At 48.8% G+C, this 21,415-nt stretch carries 18 protein-coding genes; 7 read left to right on the forward strand and 11 right to left on the reverse strand.

Annotated features, from left to right (window positions below):
• The first annotated feature begins 49 nt into the window (after positions 1-49).
• On the forward strand, positions 50-1,621 hold the full coding sequence (locus BUA17_RS23190) for an ATP-binding protein (RefSeq protein ID WP_244552214.1): 1,572 nt from the start codon (positions 50-52) through the stop codon (positions 1,619-1,621).
• Between the two features lie 100 nt (positions 1,622-1,721).
• On the opposite strand, the gene BUA17_RS23195 is transcribed toward BUA17_RS23190, so the two are convergent.
• The 9 genes from BUA17_RS23195 to BUA17_RS23235 form a co-directional block, all read right to left on the reverse strand.
• Complete coding sequence (locus BUA17_RS23195) at positions 1,722-3,557, reverse strand: ABC transporter ATP-binding protein (RefSeq protein ID WP_170867920.1); 1,836 nt, start codon at positions 3,555-3,557, stop codon at positions 1,722-1,724.
• Positions 3,541-5,262 (reverse strand): ABC transporter ATP-binding protein, encoded by a 1,722-nt coding sequence (locus BUA17_RS23200; protein ID WP_072735162.1) that lies wholly within the window; start codon positions 5,260-5,262, stop codon positions 3,541-3,543. Before BUA17_RS23200 ends, BUA17_RS23195 begins: the two co-directional genes overlap by 17 nt.
• A 70-nt stretch (positions 5,263-5,332) precedes the next feature.
• Positions 5,333-5,767: a MarR family winged helix-turn-helix transcriptional regulator gene (locus BUA17_RS23205; protein WP_063568243.1), complete on the reverse strand. Its 435-nt coding sequence runs from the start codon at positions 5,765-5,767 to the stop codon at positions 5,333-5,335.
• A 202-nt stretch (positions 5,768-5,969) separates the two neighbouring features.
• Positions 5,970-6,917, reverse strand: a complete 948-nt coding sequence (locus tag BUA17_RS23210; protein WP_072735163.1) for an iron-hydroxamate ABC transporter substrate-binding protein — start codon at positions 6,915-6,917, stop codon at positions 5,970-5,972.
• 90 nt (positions 6,918-7,007) lie between these two features.
• Positions 7,008-8,024: a FecCD family ABC transporter permease gene (locus BUA17_RS23215; RefSeq protein WP_072735164.1), complete on the reverse strand. Its 1,017-nt coding sequence runs from the start codon at positions 8,022-8,024 to the stop codon at positions 7,008-7,010.
• A 2-nt stretch (positions 8,025-8,026) separates the two neighbouring features.
• On the reverse strand, positions 8,027-8,998 hold the full coding sequence (locus tag BUA17_RS23220) for a FecCD family ABC transporter permease (RefSeq protein ID WP_064641087.1): 972 nt from the start codon (positions 8,996-8,998) through the stop codon (positions 8,027-8,029).
• Positions 8,999-9,200: 202 nt separating this feature from the next.
• Complete coding sequence (locus BUA17_RS23225) at positions 9,201-10,919, reverse strand: AraC family transcriptional regulator (protein WP_072735165.1); 1,719 nt, start codon at positions 10,917-10,919, stop codon at positions 9,201-9,203.
• A gap of 33 nt (positions 10,920-10,952) precedes the next feature.
• Positions 10,953-11,702, reverse strand: coding sequence for an ABC transporter permease (gene fetB / locus BUA17_RS23230; RefSeq protein ID WP_064640349.1), 750 nt, complete (start codon positions 11,700-11,702; stop codon positions 10,953-10,955).
• A 9-nt stretch (positions 11,703-11,711) separates the two neighbouring features.
• Positions 11,712-12,452 (reverse strand): ABC transporter ATP-binding protein, encoded by a 741-nt coding sequence (locus BUA17_RS23235; protein ID WP_072735166.1) that lies wholly within the window; start codon positions 12,450-12,452, stop codon positions 11,712-11,714.
• Positions 12,453-12,680: 228 nt separating this feature from the next.
• Between BUA17_RS23235 and BUA17_RS23240 the strand changes: the two genes are divergently transcribed.
• Both BUA17_RS23240 and BUA17_RS23245 read left to right on the forward strand, forming a co-directional pair.
• Positions 12,681-13,682 carry a Gfo/Idh/MocA family protein gene (locus BUA17_RS23240; protein ID WP_063568237.1) on the forward strand — a complete coding sequence of 334 codons (1,002 nt, stop codon included), beginning with the start codon at positions 12,681-12,683 and terminating at the stop codon, positions 13,680-13,682.
• 21 nt (positions 13,683-13,703) lie between these two features.
• Complete coding sequence (locus BUA17_RS23245) at positions 13,704-14,324, forward strand: pyroglutamyl-peptidase I (RefSeq protein ID WP_072735167.1); 621 nt, start codon at positions 13,704-13,706, stop codon at positions 14,322-14,324.
• Between the two features lie 263 nt (positions 14,325-14,587).
• On the opposite strand, the gene BUA17_RS23250 is transcribed toward BUA17_RS23245, so the two are convergent.
• The gene (locus tag BUA17_RS23250; RefSeq protein WP_063568235.1) at positions 14,588-15,430 is read right to left on the reverse strand and encodes a 1,4-dihydroxy-6-naphtoate synthase; all 843 of its coding nucleotides are present in this window, start codon (positions 15,428-15,430) and stop codon (positions 14,588-14,590) included.
• The gene (locus BUA17_RS23255; RefSeq protein WP_072735168.1) at positions 15,427-16,299 is read right to left on the reverse strand and encodes a futalosine hydrolase; all 873 of its coding nucleotides are present in this window, start codon (positions 16,297-16,299) and stop codon (positions 15,427-15,429) included. Before BUA17_RS23255 ends, BUA17_RS23250 begins: the two co-directional genes overlap by 4 nt.
• A 480-nt stretch (positions 16,300-16,779) precedes the next feature.
• Here BUA17_RS23255 and BUA17_RS23260 point away from each other — a divergent pair, with 480 nt between their 5' ends.
• The 4 genes from BUA17_RS23260 (at position 16,780) to BUA17_RS23275 (ending at position 21,405) form a co-directional block, all read left to right on the forward strand.
• Positions 16,780-17,169 carry a GntR family transcriptional regulator gene (locus tag BUA17_RS23260; RefSeq protein WP_053783970.1) on the forward strand — a complete coding sequence of 130 codons (390 nt, stop codon included), beginning with the start codon at positions 16,780-16,782 and terminating at the stop codon, positions 17,167-17,169.
• A complete protein-coding gene (locus BUA17_RS23265; RefSeq protein ID WP_072735169.1) occupies positions 17,162-18,064 on the forward strand; it encodes an ABC transporter ATP-binding protein in 903 nt (300 codons plus the stop codon). Before BUA17_RS23260 ends, BUA17_RS23265 begins: the two co-directional genes overlap by 8 nt.
• A complete protein-coding gene (locus BUA17_RS23270) occupies positions 18,039-20,066 on the forward strand; it encodes a hypothetical protein (RefSeq protein WP_072735170.1) in 2,028 nt (675 codons plus the stop codon). Before BUA17_RS23265 ends, BUA17_RS23270 begins: the two co-directional genes overlap by 26 nt.
• A 445-nt stretch (positions 20,067-20,511) precedes the next feature.
• Positions 20,512-21,405 carry a hypothetical protein gene (locus BUA17_RS23275; RefSeq protein ID WP_139295721.1) on the forward strand — a complete coding sequence of 298 codons (894 nt, stop codon included), beginning with the start codon at positions 20,512-20,514 and terminating at the stop codon, positions 21,403-21,405.
• Positions 21,406-21,415 lie beyond the last annotated feature (10 nt).

Below are 21,415 nucleotides of genomic sequence, written 5' to 3' on the forward strand. Positions count from 1 at the left end.
GTAAATAAGATCTTAGATGTGAGAATTATGTCAAAGGGGGCGAGGCCTTTTGCTAAGTTACACGATGAAAATGCTTATTTTCCCGTTGGGATGTCTGCTTGTTATCCTGTCCTCTTATTTTCTAGGGCTTACTCCCCATCTCGCGTTAATGATATGTGCTGGTGTGTTATTTGTAGCAAGTATATATGGGGAGAAACGTTATCCTGCATTGCGTAATATCCATTGGATTTTTCTCGGCATATTCCATTATTTCAGTGAACTGAACTGGTGCGAATTGTTATATTATCTGCTGATCATGTCGATGATTCAAAATAAACAACGTGTTGCGCAGACTTTACCCATTTCGATGCTGTTATTGCTCGAATATACAGTGATTCGGCTTTCCTATGTACCGATTGATACATATGCTTTGCTGGTATCCCTGTTTGACATGTTAACGGCGATTGTCATTATATTTTTTTATCATACCTTGATTAACAGTGAGGCAGAGAAGCGCAGGCTTCGGGAGAAAAATCACTTTCTCACCCTCCATGATCCGCTCACCGGGTTGCTGAATTACGAAGGTTACATGGATGCTCTTAATAAAACGGTGGAGGAGCACCGCTCCTTTCTGCTGATAATCCTGAATATTCAGAATTTTAACGGGTTTGACAAAGAGGTCGAAGACAACTGGTGCAGCGTAATCGGAAATACAGGCGAAATTATTACGACACAGTTTTCGGATGCATACGGTATATCCCGCTATGCAGGAGATCGCTATGCCGTCATTTTGCCTGAAATACAAAATATTGAAGAACGCATGTCGTCACTGCTGTCAGGGGAGTTGCGGGGGTTGCAGGTGAACTACAGTATTTCCTTGTATCCGGGAATGTCGGAGACGTTACAACACTTTATTACGGTGGCGGAGGACAGGTTATTTCAGCAGCAACGCAATAAATGGTTAAAAAACGAAGAGGAGGTCTTTCGTTCCGAAAGACTTCGGGCTGTTGGTGAACTGGCCGCGGGCATGGCTCATGAAATTCGCAACCCCCTGACTGCGATTCGAGGTTTCCTGCAGCTTTCACGGGGGCAGGCCTTCAATATCGCACCATGGTATGAAGTCATCATGGGGGAGATCACGCGTGTAACAGAGCTAACGGCTGAGTTTTTACAATTTTCCAAACCACACACCAATCACATGAAACCTGAACGAGTAGGGCAGTGTCTCGAACGTGTCATGTCGTTAACCGAGTCGGATGCAGCATCACGAGGCCATCGAATTACACTTGAAATGACTGGGGAGCCAGTCGTGGTTAACATGGATCGGGACAAGATCGTACAGGTTCTAATCAACCTGATCCGTAATGCTTTTGAAGCGATGGAAGATCCGGGTGAAGTGCATATTGATCTGTTACATGATGGAAATAGAGCACTTATTTCGATTACCGACACGGGCAGCGGCATTCCAGAGAACTCTCTGGCAACGATCTTTAATCCGTTCTATACCACCAAGGAAGAAGGTACAGGACTTGGACTGGCACTCTGTCAGAAAATCGCTCAGGATCATCATGGCAAAATTACCGTGCATAGTGAAATGGGGATTGGCTCTACATTCACCCTTCATTTGCCTATGGGAGCTTGATTCTAATAACCAAAAACGCCGCAATTGGCTCCTGAAGAACCGTTTGCGGCGTTATTGATTGTGGTTATGTGTTTTTGTTAATCAATGAACACGAACCCAATCAGGTGATATGTCCCTGATGCAACTGATAATAGAAACCTTGCTGTTGCATCAGCTCATCATGGCTGCCTCGTTCGGCGATCTTGCCGTCATCAATAACGAGAATCTGATCGGCCTCACGAATTGTGCTTAACCTATGGGCAATGACGAAGCTGGTGCGATCCTTCATCAAGGTGCGCATCGCTTCCTGAATCTGCATTTCGGTGCGTGTATCGATGCTGCTGGTCGCTTCATCCAGAATAAGAATCGCAGGATCAGCGAGAATGGCACGAGCGATGGTTAACAGTTGTCGCTGTCCTTGACTCAGATTGTTGCCACCGGAAATGATCGGGGTATTGTAACCCTGCGATAATTTGCGGATGAAGGAGTGGGCATTTGCCAACTTCGCTGCTTGCTGGATCTGTTCGTCCGTTGCATCGGGTTTGCCGTAGGCAATATTGTCACGAATGGTGCCGGAGAACAGATAGGCATCTTGTAACACAATGCCAAGTTCGCGTCTTAGCTGGTCTTTCTCCAGTTCGGAGATGTCACAGCCATCAATGGTAATCCGTCCGCCCGTAATCTCGTAAAAACGGGGCAGCAGGTTGATGATGGTCGTTTTACCCGCTCCAGTCGGTCCGACAAGTGCAATCATCTCGCCTGGCTTGGCGGTGAAGCTGACCTTTTTCAGGATTTCCCTCTCGGAGTTATACCCAAAGGATACATCTTCAAATACAACTTTCCCCTGAATCTGCTGCAGTTGTTTCTTCTGTTCTTCCACGTATTCACTTGGTGTATCAATAATGTGGAATACGCGCTCGGCACCTGCAATAGCTGCCTGAATCAGGTTGTACTGGTTCGCCAAATCATTGATGGGCCGCTCAATCTGGCGGGAGTAAGCAAGGAAACTTACAATCAGCCCGATGGACGTCAGATCATGATAAGCCATCCATCCACCTACGGCTGCCAGTATGGCAAAGCCGATATTGTTCATAACGTTCATCGTTGGCCCGACCAGACCTGATACGCTTTGAGCTTGGGTACTGGAAGTGCGAAGCTTTTCGTTCAAATTTTGAAAATGTTTTTGTGCCTGCTCCTGACGATTATAGGCTGCAACCACCTTTTGTCCAGCAATGGTTTCCTGAGCGTAGCCATTAAGCTCACCAAGCAACTTTTGCTGGGCGGTAAAATGTTTGCGTGTTCTTGAAGCGATCAGCCGAGTGGCGATCGTAATCAGGGGAACCGTGACTAGACTGAGCAGTGTCAGACGGACATCCAGGGCTAACATAATCGACAGGGAGCCAACCAGCAAGATGGCGCTGGACATCAATTGAGTTACACTTTGATTCAGCGTCGTGGACACGTTATCGATATCATTGGTAGCCCGGCTCATCAGATCACCGCTCTGATTTTTGTCAAAAAAGCTGATCGGCAGCTGTTGCAGCCGTGAAAACAGAGCATGGCGCAGATCTTTTACGGTCAGTTGGGAAACACCGATCATGACATAGGATTGAGCCCACATCATGAACGAGCCGAGGACGTATACGGTCAGCAATAACATGCAGTCTTTCAGCAGACCGTCCGTAATTTTGGGAACGATATGTTCATTGACCGCACGGCCGAGCAGATAAGGTCCTGCCAGATTAAGTAACGTTCCAAGAGCCGTCAGTACCAGAGCAGTGATAACCCCTTTGCGATGACGTCCCATGTATGACCATACTCGGATGATCGCGTGCCGTGCGTTCTTGGCTCTTACTTTGGGAACCGGACCTCGGCCGGGTGGCCCAGGTCTTCCGATCATCGGTGGGACAACGGTCTGATGGATGGAGGAAGAAGCGTTTTTAGCCAAATTGAACATCCTCCTTCCGTTGCTGCGAATAATAGATGGATTGGTAATGTGACGAATGGGCCATGAGATGTGTATGTGTACCACTTGCCACGATTTCTCCTTCATCAAGCACGTAAATACAGTCTGCATCCTTTACAGAAGAGATCCGTTGTGCAATCAAGAAGGTGGTACTATTTCTCATTAGTGAATGCAGCGCCTTCTGAATACTTGCTTCGGTACGCAGATCGACGGCACTGGTGCTGTCGTCCAGAATTAGAACCTCCGGTTGCATGAGTAGGGCACGGGCGATAGAAATACGCTGTTTCTGCCCACCTGAGAGATTGACCCCGCGCTGGCCCAACTCCGAGTCATATCCATCTTTCAGATTCATAATAAAATCATCAGCCGCCGCCGCTTGAGATGCGGCACGTAGTTCAGCTTCTGTTGCATCAGGTCTGCCGAAGCAGATGTTATCCCGGATGCTGCCACTGAACAGGATGGATTCCTGTAATACGATGGACACACGGCTGCGAAGATCCTGGAGATCCCAGTTACGCACGTTCACTCCATTCACGAGCACTTCACCCTGTGAGGCATCATACAAGCGGGGGATCAGCTGTACAAGTGAGGTTTTGCCTGATCCTGTAGATCCGAGCAGGGCCACTTTTTCTCCCGGCCGAGCCGTCAGTGTAATTCCGGAGAGGGTATGTTCTCCATCATAGCGGAAATATACGTCCTTGAATTCCACCTGACCTGCTCCTTTACGAGACATATCATCTCCCGATTGAATATCAGGCTGGGTGTGAAGCACCTCGTTGATGCGTGTTGCAGACACTTTGGCGCGGGAGAAGCTCATCATCATCATACCGATTGAAGTGAGCGACGAGAGTACAACCGTTACGTAGTTGATAAAAGCAATCAAATCCCCGGCGGCAATATCGCCTCCTACCACCTGAAAGCCCCCAAACCACAGCACCGCTACAATGGTCGCATTCAGCATCAGGCTTAATACCGGTGCATTCAGCGATACGATGCGCCAAGCTTTCACTGCCGTATGGGTATAGTCTTCATTGGCTTGCTGGAAACGCTTCTTCTCCTGACGTGCGCGTGCAAAAGCTTTGACGACACGAATGCCGGCCAGATTCTCTTGAAGAACCGCGTTCACCTTGTCGAGTTTGTTCTGAACGCTGGCGAACAGCGGATAGGAAGCGGATATCAGGATATATAAGATGATAAACAGAATCGGCACGGACAAAATGAGAATGAGCGCCAATTTGACACTGATCGTAAACGCCATAATAATACTGCCGATGATCAGCATCGGCGAACGGATAAACATACGCAGAAGCATCTGTACAAAGGTCTGCATCTGGGTGATATCACTCGTCAGGCGAGTAATAAGCGAGCCTTCCTGGAAGGTATCCAGATTACGGAACGAGAACTTCTGGATATGATCAAACAATTCCTGGCGCAGATCGGTTCCGTATCCAACGGCAGCTTTGCTTGAAAACAGCGTACATCCTGCACCGCCAACCCATCCGATTAACGCAAAAAGAAGCATAAACAAACCTGTAGTCATAATGTGGGACAGGTTCCCTGCAAGAACACCATCATCCACAATGCTGGACATCAGCTTGGGTTGAAGCAGGTCCATAGCAACCTCAAGGACCATGAGTAGCGGAGCAAGAATGGCCGCTGACTTATACGGGGTAAGAAATCGTTTTAACGTCCACAATGGGAAAAATCACCTCATTCGATATGAAATAATCATGTTGCAAAAATTTATGCAGACAGATGAATCTCACTTAATATTCTCGCAGATTCTGAACCATACGCTGGGCGAGCGCTGACATCAGCTGCGATTCTTCAGGTGTAAAATCTTTCTGGGCTTGGCGATCAAGCTCTTGGAATACTTCTCTCAGTTCCTTAAGCGCAGCACGGCCTTGATCGGTCAGATAGACACGCAGACTGCGCAGATCCTTCGGGTCAGCTTCACGCCGTATAAAACCCGAGCTTTCCATACGTTTCAGCATTACCGTTACCGTTGCAGGGGCGCGGCGAAGCTGTTCGGCCAGTTGTTTCTGGGTCTGACCATCTTCCCGTTCAAGCTGGAATAGCAGCGGCGGTTGTCCAGGATACAACTCAGGGTGGTTGATAAGTTTCTCATGAACCTTGTAACGCTGTAGCTTGACGAGTTCTGATAACTGTCCCATTAACCGTTCATTTCGATCTGATTTCATAAGCGCTTCCATCCTTTTAATTAGTCGACTAACTAAATGATAAGTTTCATTTGACATATCGTCAAGTGATTTTGATTTTTTAAAATGGATACAAAAAAACCTCTGCTTTGAGTGGATGAAGAGAGCATGTTAGCTGACTCTGTTCCTATCTACAAAGAGAGGTTTTTTGGTGTTTTTTTAAATGTTGTGCGTAAGGATCATTTTATTTCTTAGAGAACATTTCTTTGGCTTCATCCATGGCCATTTTATTGCCGATTGAAGAATAGTCCAACCAAGGTTGAGCACCGATTGGGTAGACATGACCTGCTTTGACAGCCTTCAGTCCTTGCCAGATCGGATTATTTTGCAGTTCTTTGAACATGTTCTGAGCTTCATCATCCGAGTTCACAACAACGAAGATTGCATCTGCATCAAAGTCCGGCAGTATTTCACGTGAAACAACTTGATACGGTTTGGACGAATCGAATTCCTCAATGCCTTTAGCTGGAGTTAACCCGAGATCTTCATACAAAATTGGGCCCATTGGACGGCGTGTACTGAATACACGCAGTTCTTTGGCGGTAACACGGATAGCCATTACGGTGCCGTCACCGATTGTATCGTGAATCAGGGATTTCACTTCTTCCGTTTCAGCTGCATAATCCTGAATGTATTGCTCTGCTTCTTTCTCGCGGTTGACCAGTTTACCAATGTCTTTCAGATGGTCGCGCCAAGTGCCATCATCCAGATTGAAGACGTGTACAGGGGCGATTTTCTCGAATTTGGCAATATCATCACCGGAGAATTCTTCGTCCAGATAGATGACATCTGGTTTCAGGGCAAGCAAGGCTTCCATGTCCGGGTCCTTAACGGGACCGAGCGGCATTGTATTTTGAAGACGGTCAGCAACATGGGACAGGAAGGCTTTGGCTTCCCCGCCGATCACCGAACCAACCGGTGTAATGCCGAGAGACAGCAGGTCATTGGTCAGATGGATCGACATGGATGCGATGCGTTGATCCCCGGAAGCGGAATTGGTATCCTGTGTAGCGTTCGAAGTGTCCGTAGTAGAACCTTCCGACGCAGAGGATGAATTATTGGCGTTCCCGCAGGCTGCGAGTACAAGCACCAGACAGATGCTCATGAAGAGCATAAGGTTTTTCTTTAACATGGGTAATCTCAATCTCCTTGAACATCTCATGGATGTTGTTTTTATGTTGGGTGTACCGGTGAAATTATTCGGATTGTTCCGATAAATTTATTACTTGGTTCGTACCAGCAGATATAAAAAGTAAGGTGCGCCGATCGCCGCGACCACAACACCTGCCGGAATGGAATTAGGCTGAAAGATCGTTCGCCCAACCGTATCGGCAGCAACCAGGATCACCATGCCGATGAGTCCGGCGGCTGGGATCAGATGGCGATGCATCGGGCCAACCAGTCTGCGGGCCAGATGCGGCGCCGCCAGACCAATGAATCCGATCCCGCCAGCCATAGACACACTGACGGCAGACAATGCTACCGTGCACAATAGCAAAATAACACGTTGGGATCTGACGGGTGTACCAATACTGGTCGCGGCAGCATCTCCCAGATTGAAGGCATCCAGCGTTTTGGAGCGGCTCCATATGTACGAGATGCACAGCACAACCCATGGAAGCAGCGCCTGAACATGAACCCAGTCTCTGCCCCAGACGCTACCTGCCAGCCAGCGGGCGGCGAAGGAATAGGTGTCTTCATCCAAACGCAGGGACAGATAGAGCGTCAGGGCATGGAAACCGGCTGCTACGGCAATGCCCACCAGAATAAGCTTAATGGGGGATACTCCGTTATGTCGGTCATAGGATAGCAGCATGATAATCAACGCCGCGGCGACACTGCCTGCAAAAGCAAACAGCGGAATCAGCAAGGCCACCGAACCATTCATGGAATGGGAGAAGCTTACGAATACCATCAATCCAAAAGCCGCACCTGCATGCAAGCCGAGGATGCCCGGATCGGCTAATGGATTGCGTGTAATGCCTTGCAGCGCAGCACCGGCAACACCGAGTCCCGCTCCGGCGAGTACAGTAACCAGAATGCGTGGCAGTCGATAGTCGAACAATACAATCTGATCATCCGGCGTACCATAGCCAAGCAGGGTGTGAAGCACGGCTATTGGTGATAGGCGAATTGTTCCCGAGTTGAGGCTGATAACGATAACGGCACAGGCGATACAGAGCAGCGCAACGCTGACCGCTATGGAACGTTTGCCTCGTGAAGGTGTATTCGTGTTCATCGCTATAGGGCCCTCCTTTCTTTACGGGCCAGATAGAGGAAGAAAGGTACACCGACAAAGGCAACCATAATGCCTACAGCCAGTTCTTGAGGCGGGTTCACAATGCGTGATCCTAGATCGGCGAGCACCAGCAAGACGGCTCCGAGCAGGGAGGACATCGGAATGATGAGTCGATAATCCACGCCAACCAATTTGCGAGAAATATGTGGTATGACCAGTCCAACAAAGCCGATCGAGCCTACAGCAGAAACGGATACGCCAGCCAGCACAACAACCGCCGTCAAGGCAAACAGTCTGGTCCAGCGGAGGTTGATTCCGAGATTAATCGCAACTTCTTCTCCTAGCGACATGAGAGATATCCGACGGGCCATAGGCAAAGTGAGCACGAGAGTAACCAGCAGAACAGGCAGAATCAGCTTCAGATGCCGCCATTCAATTCCCCCGAAACCACCCGCATACCAGAAGGCTAAATCCTGGCTCAAGTCAAAATATATGGCGACACCGGTGCTAAGCGAACTCAGCATAGCTGCAATAACGGCACCCGCAACGGTAAGCCTGATGGACGTCAGTCCTCCGGGTGCCGCCATGCCCAGCAGGAAAATGAGCAGCGTGCCAAGCACAGCCCCTACAAATGACAGGAACATAATCCAGCCATAAGGCAATCCTGGCCAGAAGGCGAAGCTGAGCGCCACGACAAAGGTAGCGCCCGCATTGATCCCCAGAATGCCGGTGTCTGCCAGCGGATTACGTGTGATTCCCTGCATGAGCGCTCCAGCTACAGCAAAGGCTGCGCCAATCACAGCAGCAGCAATGACACGTGGCAGCCTTAGCTCGTGAATAATCTGATGCGGCGTCAAAGCAGGATTGTACTGAAATATGGCAGTCCACACAGTCTCCAGTGTCAGCCCCTTGGCACCAAGAGAAATGGCGACAAACATACTAAGCAGCAGTGCGGCAATGGCCGCCAAAAACATCAGGCCAACCGTCACTGCGGATTTTCTTGATTTGGACGGACGTTGTGACAGTCCCGGATGTTGAATGCGGGTCACTCCTTTGTTACCAACAACGCATTGCTGTTGTTATTGATTATCATTATCAATTAGTGAACATTATAAAATCTTAATTCAGGCCCGTACATGGCATAAATTAAGATTATAGAGATGGACATTTTTTAGATTACAGAAATGCTGGTTTGTTCGTCAACATAGAGAGCGCTTCATCGAGCTGGATGTTGATGGAATACGGAGCGTATACCACCCATGAATTCCAGTCTATGACATGCACACGCCCAGCTTTTACCGCAGGATAGTTTTCCCACAACGGATCAGCCGTAATCTGCTGTAACAGAGTAGTACGTTCGTGCATGGACGTAACCGCAATCAGCAGCACATCCGCTTCCAATCCATCCCATTCTCCAGGCGTGAAAGACATCCAGTTGAATCCCACACCGGCAGGTTTGCCTGTTAGTTCTTTCTGAATTCGATCAGGAGCGGACAGTTGCAGGCTTCGGTAAAATACATGACCGAAGTTGCGATTACTGTACATGCGCGGTCCTTTTGCAGTTAAGGTACAGATCGCGACGGTGACCTGACCTGCTGTATCTCTGATCTTTTTGCGTGCCCGCTCCGCCTTACGCTCATGCCGATCCAGCCACTCCTTTGCCGCTTGAGTACGATCCACGATAGAGGCAATTTTCTGCAAATGACCAAACATGTCTGTCTGATTCCAAGGGATGGTGATGATGGGAGCGACATCTCCGATATGTTCCATCGCTTTAGCGGCTGCGTTGTCCTTGGTCAGAATTAAGTCGGGATTCACATCAAGGAATGCCTGTCGTCCCTGTTCCCACGGTTCATAGGCATGGAACGGCAGCGTCAACGATTTGGGAACATGGGGCAGATGGCCCTGGATCTGCGCTGCGCATGGTGTGATGCCAAGAGTCATCAGGTGATCGGTGTATGGATAGGAGAGTGAGACGATATTTCGATGTACCTGCTTGGCATAGGAAGTTGGCGCATAACCGGCATGGTTCCTGAAGCGGCGGCTGAAATAGAATTCGTCCCGATAGCCTACCTGGCGGGCTACATCACGAATACGCAGATCTGAAGTCATGAGCAATTCCTTGGCCCGATTCATTCGTAAATGAGTGATATATTCGATAGGATTTTTCTGCATCCGACTCTTAAACAGCTGTGAATAATACGACGGATGCATACCTGCCAGTTCGGCCAGCTTTTCCAGCTTGATTTCGTTCATATAGTTTTCCCGCATATACTGCAAGGTGGATCTGAGCCACTGTTCTGGCTCGTCCTGTGCTTCCGCATGCTCCTGACCTTCCTGCGGCCAGAGCGTATGAAACAGATCGGTCAAAAGCAGCTGCACTTTCAAGCTGGTCTGTGAAGCTTCTGTTGTTAATTGTGCGGCAATTCGCTGTATCCCATAGTAAGGGCCCTGAATCCACCCAGTTACAGGTGAACCAAGCTCTCGCTCATATATTCGCCGTTCTTTCGTTTTCTCAGCAACCCGAAACAGATCGAAATGAATGATATACAATTCAATCTCATGGTCCGCATCAGAGAAAAGCTCCAGAGAAGTTCCCGGTGTAGACAAGAAGGCGGACTTACGTGTGACAAGGGATTCGATACCGTTCGCTACCAGCTTGCCCGTGAATTTATGCATGTAGACAAAGGTATGGTGAGGGAGCTCAGTCTGACTCCATTGCCAATGCGTATTCACGGTAACCAGCTCTGCCAGACGCAATTCGAGCAGCGCATCGTTAAGAAAAGCATCCATTTCCGTTCGTGTCATGGATTCATCAGTGCGTTTCGGGTGATCCGGTTGGGTCAACGTGTTGGAGGTATTGCCGTTATTATTGGTGCTTGGATGGGTTAACATGGTGTGACCTCCTTTCCTCGCGAGGTTGATATATCATAGCGAGCGCAGCCGCATATCCGATGTGAACCACTGTCGGTACGTCATCATGCTGAGCAGAATGCTGGTAATGGCGGCTGAGCTGGTAAAAGCAAACACGATCAGAATCTGGTAACGCACGGCCTCAACCGGATCAGCACCCGCAATAATCATGCCTGTCATCATGCCAGGAAGCTGTACGAGTCCTACCGTTTTCATGCCATCGATCGTGGGGATCATGCTGGATTTTACAGAACGTTTCAATACGTCCTGAAAAGCACGTCTTGGCGTTGCGCCAAGTGCAAGCAGGGACTCAATCTCTCCTTTGGAGGATTCGACCTCGCGTTTCATCTGATTCAGGAACAGCCCGGACACCACCATGGCATTACCGATGGTCATCCCGCTCAATGGAATTATGTATTGGGGAGTAGGTTCTACAATTCCCAGTCCTAACAACAGTCCCATCATGAGCAGCTCCGTGACCGTAATTGCAGCCGCAATATATAAGGAAATCCAGCGAAGTCCTTTGCCACGTTTGCCAGCATTAATGGAGGCTACGATAATCATGAATCCGACAATGGCAATGATAAGAACGGGGTGATCCGAGTTAAAAATAAATTGAAGTACATATCCGACAAGCAACAGCTGTACAGCGGAACGAACAGTGCCTATAGCAATATCCTTTTCCAGATCAAGCTTCTGCCAGACAGAGATGAGCATGGTGACCATCACAAATATAATGGTAAAACTCAGAGCGATGAGTGACATGATTTCTCCTTATTCTGCCGCAGGGGCAGGGTTCATAATGAATTGTCTAGCCAGGTCCGTGGCCGGATTGTCAAAAAAATGAGCTGTCGGCTGGCGCTCTAGCAGTGTCTGATTGCCCATAAACCAGGTGGTTGTACTGAATGATTGTGCCTGTTCCTGATCATGGGTAACCCAGACGAGCGAAGTACCTTCCTGCTGGCTCCAGCGGGTCAATTGTTCTTCCACCAGGCGTGCGTTGGTCCGATCCAGGGAAGCAGTCACTTCATCCAGAAGCAGGACCTCAGGACGCAGCATCATGGAACGAATAAGAGCTATGCGCTGTTTCTCCCCACCGGAGAGGTCAATGGCCCGCTTATGAATATCAAGATTCTCCAGTCCCATACCTGCAAGCAGGCGGCGGGCGAGATCCTGATCGTATGGCTGCCTGTGAAGCAGATGCACTGTTTTCAGGTTATCTTCCACACTGCCTGCCAGCATGACAGCTTGCTGTGCGACATAAGTCATTCGTGTGCGCCAGATACGAGGGTCCGAATCCCGATAAGAAATTCCTTTCCAGATCAGGTCTCCTTCATCAGGAATATCCAGCAGGGCGAGAATGCGGAGCAATGTGCTCTTCCCTTGGCCGGATGCACCGAGTATGGCAATACGTTCTCCCTGATCCACTTCTGCGTTCACATGTTCAAATAAAATACGCTGCTCGGTTAAACCGATACGTTTTACTAGTTTATCAATGGTTAAAAGTGTGGACAAAGTCGGGTCGTCCTTTCATCCGTGATCTGCAATCATCTTAGCAAAAATACGAAAAAATTGAAATGAGAGTGAATCTCAATTAGATCATTAAAATGACAACATGGAATGTGAAAGATGAAACGGGTCTGACGCAAGCGGTTCTTTTTGGTAAAATAAAGAAGACTCCGTGTTGGCCTAATCGAGATCGTGATCTTTTTAAAATATGTTGATATCAGGGGAGGCTTTACGATGACGAAAGTTGTTGGACGGGACAAGGTGAATTGGGGCATTATGGGTACAGGATGGATTGCATCCCAGTTCGCACGAGATCTGGAGCATGCCGGAAACGCCGTAAAAGCTGCGGTGGGTTCACGAACATCTGAAAGCGCAGAGAAGTTTGCAGCTGAATATGGTTTTGCACGCGCTTACGGTTCATATGATGAGATGCTGCAGGACCCTGAAGTGGACATTATTTATGTGGCAACACCGCATCCGTTACATAAGGAAAATGTGCTTGCTTGTCTGGAAGCGGGTAAAGCAGTACTCTGTGAGAAACCGTTTACGATGAATGCCCGTCAGCTGGAGCAATTGGTGGATAAGGCGCGTGAGCGCAATCTTTTCCTCATGGAAGGCATGTGGACACGCTTTCTGCCACCGATTACCCAAGCCAGAGCCTGGATTGCGGAAGGCAGAATCGGCGAGGTACGTTTGGTCAAAGCAGACTTTGGTTTCCGCGTAGGCTGGGAGCCGGAAGGCAGGTTGCTTAACCCGGATCTGGGTGGAGGTGCTTTGCTTGATGCAGGCGTATATCCGATCTCCTTCGCGTCCATGATTTTTGGCGAGCAGCCTCAGCATGTGTGGAGTACGGCGAACATTGGACAGACGGGTGTGGATGAACAGTTCTCCGTACTGTTGTCTTATTCCGAAGGTCGTTCTGCATCGCTGAATGGAGCCATTCGTCTTAACTTGAGCAACGAGGCTGTCATATATGGCACAGAAGGGTACATTCGTTTACCACTTTTCCTGGCAGGCAAAGAAGCTTATCTACATGTGAACGGTCAGGACGAACCGGAGACATTTATCGATGACCGGACGTGTATTGGATATGCGTTTGAAGCGGAGGAAGCAGGTCGCTGCATCCTGGAAGGACGTACGGAGAGCAGAACGATCCAACTGGACGAATCCCTGGAAATCATGAAGTTGATGGACACGATTCGTGGGCAGTGGGGCCTGCGGTACAAATCCGAGTAAATAGACAGGAGTGGAAAAGCGATGGTGAAAATTCTGATCTCCGGATTTGAACCTTTTGGCGGGGATGCGGTGAATCCGACGGGAGAACTGATGGAGGCACTTGCGCATGAAGTGATAGAGGGAGCGGAGCTGAAAACAGTGCTGCTGCCTGTGCACTTCGATGAATGTGCGGATCTGCTAATCGCAGAGATGGAATCCTATCAACCGGATGTCGTCATCGCCTGTGGTTTGGCCAAAGGCAGGACAGCTATTACACCTGAACGGATTGCTGTTAATGTCAAAGATATTCCTCCTGGCTCCTATGCGGACAACCAAGGGCAGAATCCCGTGGACGAGCTCATAGTGGAAGGCAGCCCGGATGGCCTGTTCTCCACATTGCCGATTCGTGCAATGGTGAATAACATGGGGGCAGCAGGCATCCCGGCTGCGGTGTCCAATACGGCAGGTACGTATATTTGCAACAATACGATGTACCGGGTGCTGGATCATATCCGATTGAGACAACTTCCGATTCGTGCCGGATTTGTACATTTTCCAGCTTCAACAGAGATGGCTGTGCTTCAGCCTTCGGTGCCATCACTACCCATTCCCATGATGCTGGATGCTCTGCGGGTTATGATTCGCACGGTAGTGGCGGAGTAATTGAGTTTGGATCAACATTTTGTATAGGTTCGGTTTGTTGTTGGAATAAATTAATAAGGGCTGTCCTATTGTCATGAATATGACTTTATAGGACAGCCCTTTGTATTATCTAACGAACTAGAGTCACTTTTAATAAAATGTTAACGATTCGTTAGCGCCTTGGACACGCAGGTCAATAGCATAGCACTGAGATCGTGCCCAACAGAAAATAGGAAAACGAAATTGGGCACAGCCTCCTATATTTTGTATTGATACCGTGCGAATTAGATCCGCAACAAATCTAGATCGAACTCGGGAACAAGTCCTTCTTTCATCGCTCGTCCAAGCAATGCTGTAATTGCACCGTAACCGTCATCGCCCAGGTTGGCGCTGAACTCATTAACGTACAAGCCGATATGCTGCGCAGTTACATCAGGGTCCATCTCTTGTGCATGTTCCATAACGTATGCTTTGGACTCATCCGGATGCGCCCAAGCGTATTCCACCGAGGCACGTGCCCAACCTGCAAGAGCATGAGCATCCAGGTTACGACGGGCGATGATTGCACCCAGCGGGATTGGCAGGCCAGTGTCGCTTTCCCACCAGTTACCGAGATCTGTCATAAGTTTGAGATCATAATTCTGGTACGTGAAACGTGCTTCATGGATAACCAAACCTGCATCGATCTTGCCGTCCCGTACAGCAGGCATAATCTGGTCGAATGGCATAACGACAATCTCGCCTACACCGCCGGGAACATTTTGTGCTGCCCAGAGACGGAATAACAGGTAGGCTGTTGAACGTTCGCTCGGCACGGCAACTCGGCGTCCCGAGAGATAGGCTGGATCGGTTGTACCGTTAGCGGTCAGAACCAGCGGACCACATCCTCTGCCAAGTGCGCCGCCCGCAGGCAAGAGCGCATAATCATTCAGCACATAAGGCAGTGCTGCATAGGATATTTTCATGACTTCAGGTGTATCTGGTCCATCCGGATTTGCCGCAAGGCCGTTGGTAATATCGATGTCCGCATAACGGACATCAAGCTCAGGTGCACCAGGAATCAGTCCATGCACCCAGGCGTGAAAGATAAATGTATCGTTAGGACAAGGGGAAAATGCAATTTTCATGATGTAAGTACCTCCCGTAAAATGGAACTTGCAGCCTGGAGCGCATCCAGAGCATCCTTGATGCGCCAGGCGTCGCGGTCGCGTGGACCGACCGCGTTGGATATAGCCCGCAGTTCGAGTGCTGGTATGCCGAACTGCTGGGCTGCAGTTGCTACGCCGAAGCCTTCCATGCCTTCGGCGGAGGCATCCGGCACGCGGCGCAATAGCTCCGCGGCCGTCTCGGCAGTTCCGGTCGCCGTGGATACGGTGACCGCCGTGCCTCCGCTGACTGCGAGCCCTGCCCGCTGCAGCTCATGGCGCAGGCGCGCGGCAAGCACCGCGTCCGCCGCCACACGGGACGAGCCGAAACCGAGCTCGTCCACGCTGAGGAAGCCGTCTGGCGTCTGCGAGCCCAGATCGGCGGCAACCATGGCGTCGGCTACCACGAGGGAGCCGACGTCCGCTCGGCCGGGGAACCCGCCGCCGATGCCGGCACTGACCACCAGCGTGTACGCTGGGGTCAGTCCGGTCCCGGCAAGGGGCCCCGGCCTTGAGGATGCGGCAGATGCTTGTGCCGCATCGGGTTCGCTTGGCGCGGCGGAGCCTTGCGCAAGCGCATTTGCGCCAGCCGCTGCTGAGGCAAAGGCCAGCGCGGCAGCAGTTCCTGCTGCGGCCGAGGCAGGGCCAACACCAGCAGCAATCACATCAAAGTACGCAGCTTGGTCACCCAGGCCGCGTAGTACAGCCTCTTTTTCCGCATCAACAGCGGTTACGATTAATACACGCTTTGTCGATGCTGTGGATGTCGAATTTGTTTCAAAGCTACTTGACAAGCTTGCAGTTTCTGGGCGATTACGTTCTATAGAATCATTCTGTTTCTGTTCATTCATCCCTAATTCTCCCTCATGAGGTTTTTATAAAGCCATCTATAAAATATGTACGCATAGGCCAGACGGAGTGAAAACTGTACTGACAACGAGCGAAGCGAGCACGTGAACCAGTGAATGAGCACAACGTTCTTCTCCATCATAACGGAAGGGGAAAGATCAGAACAAGCTTTGAACGTATTTAGCCGGATAAGCGATTTAACGAACAGTAGCAACTCGCCCGAACCAACCAAACTGAACCCAAAATCATGCCTTTTAAATACCGGAGTGATCTATTTTTATTTGCCTATATGTCACTTTAATCATATATATAAACCTAACGCGAATCATACGAGAAGTCAAAGTAAATGGTTGACAATCTGTATTAACTGTACTAATAATAGTAATACAGTTAATACACCTTAGGATTGGATATATACACTTCAATATACAGTCATCGTTCATCAATAGGGTATTACAACTTTTATAGAGAGGAGGTGCGGGATGTTCGAATTGGATGTACGCAGCCGTAAGGCGATCTATGAGCAACTAGTAGACAAAATCAAAGAAATGATCGTGTACGGTGTTCTCCAACCCGATGAGCAGCTGCCTTCCGTTCGCACACTGTCCGGGCAGCTTACGGTTAATCCGAATACGATTCAGAAGGCGTACCGGGAACTTGAACGTGAAGGTTATATCTATTCATTGCAGGGAAAAGGGAGCTTCGTATCATCGTCCGTGGAACATCCGAATGCAGCCATGAGAGATGAAATCAGAGCCGCTCTGGTGAAGCTGATTGCGGAAGCTTCATATTCCGGTCTAAGCAAAGCCGATATGACGCTTTTATTTGAGGAAGCGATGGCCCGTATAGAGAAGGGGGAGCCTCATGATTGAGCTGAATCAGGTCATTAAGGCATTTGAACAGGAAAAAGCCGTTGATGGCGTCACGATGCAAGTACATAAGGGATCGATCTACGGTTTACTCGGTTCCAACGGGGCAGGAAAAACGTCGCTGCTCAAAATACTGGCAGGCATCTATCGTCAGGATAGCGGAACGGTTCGCATTGAGGGACAAGAAGTATATGAAAATATGGACCTCAAGGGACGCACCATTTTTATGGCGGATGCGCCATACTTTTTCCCGCAATCCTCCATCCATCAGATGGCTGCCTTCTACCGTTCGGTATATCCGCGCTGGAATGAGGAGCGTTTTGTACAGCTCGGCAGTGTATTTAAACTGGATGTGAAACGTAAACTGCATCGCATGTCCAAAGGCATGCGCCGTCAGGCAGCCGTATGGCTTGGACTTAGCTGTATGCCTGAAGTGCTGCTCATGGATGAGCCAATTGATGGGCTTGATCCGGTCATGCGGCAGCAGATCAAGAACCTGCTGTTCCAGGAAGCAGCGGAGCGTCAGGTGACGATTCTGATCTCGTCTCACAATTTGCGCGAGATTGAAGACCTATGCGACCATGTTGCCATCATGCACAAAGGGCGGATTATCGTAGAGAAAGATCTGGATGATCTGAAGGCTGATACACATAAAATTCAGGTCGCTTTCCGCCATCCTGATCATGCCAAGGCTATGGACGAACAGGTGAATATTTTGCATGAAGAGCAGCGTGGAAGTGTATCCCTGTTTATTGTGAAAGGCAATCGCGAGGCTGTGACGGAACGGTTCCGTGCATTTGATCCCTATCTGCTGGATGTGCTGCCGCTGACGCTGGAAGAAATATTTATCTATGAAATGGAGGATGCAGGATATGATATTCAACCGATTGTTCTGTAACCGGGGCATCCTGTTCCAAAATTTCAGGCAGCATGGATGGATCGGCATCTTGTACCTGATCACGTTGTTGTTTTCGCTACCGCTCCATATCGGTACAGAGTATCGAGATTTACCACAGCAGATTACAAGTTTGTTTCAGGCGAATGGAGAAGTGCAAATTCTGTTTGCCATTACGTTCCCGGTAGCTGCGGGCATTTTTCTGTTCCGTTATGTGCAATCAGGTGCACCTTCAGATCTGTTCCACAGTTTGCCGCTGCGCCGAAAGCATCTGTTAACCGTTAATTTGTTGACAGGATTTATGATGATCCTGCTTCCGATCTGGATAACGACTGCCATTACAGGCTGGGTATGGGCAGCACTGGATCAGCCCGCATTTATATTCGAAGCTAGTTCAATCTGGATGTGGGGCCTCAGTATGAGCATCTACTCGTTGTTTATGTTCATGCTGACCGTGGTGGTTGGTATGTGCATTGGACAGTCCGTGTTGCAGGGACTCACCGTGTATGCGCTTCTATTGTTGCCTGTTGTTGTATGGTTCATTTTTTCCTTGCATCTTCAACATTACCTGCTTGGATATCCGTACGATGAGGTTGGGCGAAATGCAGAAAAAATATCTTTAGTTCTTCGCATGGCTTCGATTAGTGGAGCTCCTGTGATCAGTTGGGAACTCATTATTTATTCGATATTGACACTGTTATTCATCCCGTTGTCTTACGTATTCTATGCGAAGAGACAGGTGGAATCTGCTACCCAAGCGGTGACGTTTACGCTTGTTAAACCCATATTCCGATTTGGTTTAATGTTTACGCTGGTTTTAATTAGTGGAGCCTACTTCACCATTATTGCTCCAAGAGGATCATCGGGGTGGGGAATCTTCGGATATATCCTCGGTGGAATTGTCGGTTATATTGTGGCCGAGATGATTATTCGCAAGACATGGTTGATCTGGAGCAGCAAGCTGCTGCCCAAGATGGCTTTATATGGTATTGTGGCCGGATTGATTCTGTACGTGCCTGTTGCCAGTTGGAATGGATATGCTGCACGAGTGCCTGAGTTGAACAAGGTCAACAGTATCAAGCTTGGTGGAGAGAGATACACTTATACTAACGGTGTTTCATCGAAGTTGGATGATGGCCCTTTCTATTCAAGTGATTCTGAATATATGAAAGCCGTTATTGCTCTTCATCAGAAGATCGTGGATTCTGATCTGTCATTGCTGGATGATCCCATCAATCCTGGTATGCGTAATGACGAGTATGTGTTTATTAATTACAAGCTGGATAACGGCAAGGTGATGAAACGCAAATATTACATTCCCGAAGCTGAGTTCCGTCAGGAATTAATGACTCTGAAACAGACCCAGGACTACAAAAGAGTTGCATTTGATACGTATAAGCTGGAAGAGGACGCGCTGAGTATTGGAATTCGCTCAACCATTAGTCCTTATCTGAAGGTATATATCAGTAATCCACAGCAAGTTCGTGAGTTCAAGGAATTGCTGAAGCAGGACATCATGGACCAGACATACGAGGAGCAACGTTCCCCGTGGCAGTCTTTTGCAATTGCGGAAATGAATCAGGATTCTTCATCGAATGATCCTTTTCAGCCTAAGGAGATGTGGAATTTTGAGATCAAACCAAGCTATGATCGGGTATTGGGTTGGCTGAAAGAAAACAAATTATACGAACAACTGGAATTTTCAGTAGATGAGGTGGCTTCCGCGCAGTTTGTGAAGCAAGAGGTTAACAGTCCTGGGAATCCTCAGATGCTCTATCCTCAGTCAGAGTATGTGGACGGGAATGCTACTGGCAATAAACAGGTCGCAACCAAAAATAAAAAAATTATCAGCCAACTGCTCAAGCGTCAACGGTCCGGTTATCAAACAGAGAGAGATACCATCTATCAGATCAAATTGAATGTTACCCAAGGGGAGAATATTTACATGATCCTGAAGGAAGAAGACCTGACAGAAGAAATGAAAGCCATCCTGGCCGGACAGTAAGTTAATCTGCAAGCGGGAAGGGTTCTCCCGGTAAATATGCTGATTTCTCGATCTGACTTGACCAGAATACAAGTATGGAATATATTAGAAAAAGGTAATGATTCGATTCGAGATGATGACCATTTCGGCGAATCCCATATGGAACGGCTTATGAGGGAAGCACCCGTAAGAGCAGGCAATACGCCTGACTTGCGGGTGCTTTTTTTGTTTTTTTGCCAGTTTGTATATCAGGGATCGTAATCGAGTCACCGCACAGATACTCCAGCAGGTTCTAACTATCAATTCAATTTGAAGGGAGCAGAAGAGAATGCAAATTGAAGTTTTGGAGGACAAGGGAAATCATCAGGTGGGTCATTGTTCATGTTCAGTGCAAGCCAGGCAAAGCCGCATAATTGAGGAAAATGATGACAAGCAAAAGTTTATGAATCAATTCTCTATGAGGAGCATGAAGAATCGCAGTTTCATGAGCAACATGAGTAACCGATACGGGCCACGCCCTAACCTTCGCGCTAACGTATGGACCCGTATGAGCCTGGGACTCATCATCATCTTCAGTATGAGTGTGATGTATTATTCCTCCGCTGTTGAAGCGGCGGGCCCTGAGCTTGGCGTAACAGCCCAGAAGGCGTGGGAAACCGTGCTGAACAAGGCCGATTCGCAGACCAAGTTGTCCCTGCAACGAGCGTACGAGAACGTTGGCAACTGGACGACGCAGGAACAAGCTTGGGAACAAAAGACAAAAACCATTCATGCCGCCAATACCAAGGAGCTGGAACAATTACGTGTGAGTATAAGGCAAATCGATGATGCAAAGATCGCTGGTTTAATCGAAAAGGTAAAACAAACCGAGGCACAGTATGAGTCTTTGTTTGCCTTGTACAGTTCAGTGAATAGGCAGCTCGATGCTGCCAAAGCGATCAAAAACAAGGAATGGAGTGCGGCTATTCGCACTCAAGCCGATACGTTGAAACCAGTTGTTCAGCTTGCTCGACAAGACATTCGTTTCAAGAAAAAGGAGCTTGCCGAAGCTCGCAAACGGAAAAGCACAGAAGTGAAACGATTGCGTACTTTACTGGCTGGAGCGGATCCGGTGAAGAAGCAGATTCAAACGGGCAAAAAACAGGCGAGCCTATCGAAAGAGCGATATTCAAACGCGTTACAGCAGTTCAAGCAGAGTACGAAGCAAGGCCAGTCATCACGCGTATTAAGCTCGTTGAACTCCTTATCCGCAGCAGCGGAGAAATGGGCAGGCTCCAAACAACATATCTATACACTGGAACAGAAGGTAAGTGCTACCTATGCCAAAGTCAGACAGGAACTGACCAAGAGACCTAAATAAAAGCGAGCTA

This window comes from Paenibacillus sp. ov031 (assembly GCF_900143165.1).
GTDB classification, from domain to species: Bacteria; Bacillota; Bacilli; order Paenibacillales; family Paenibacillaceae; genus Paenibacillus; species Paenibacillus marchantiae.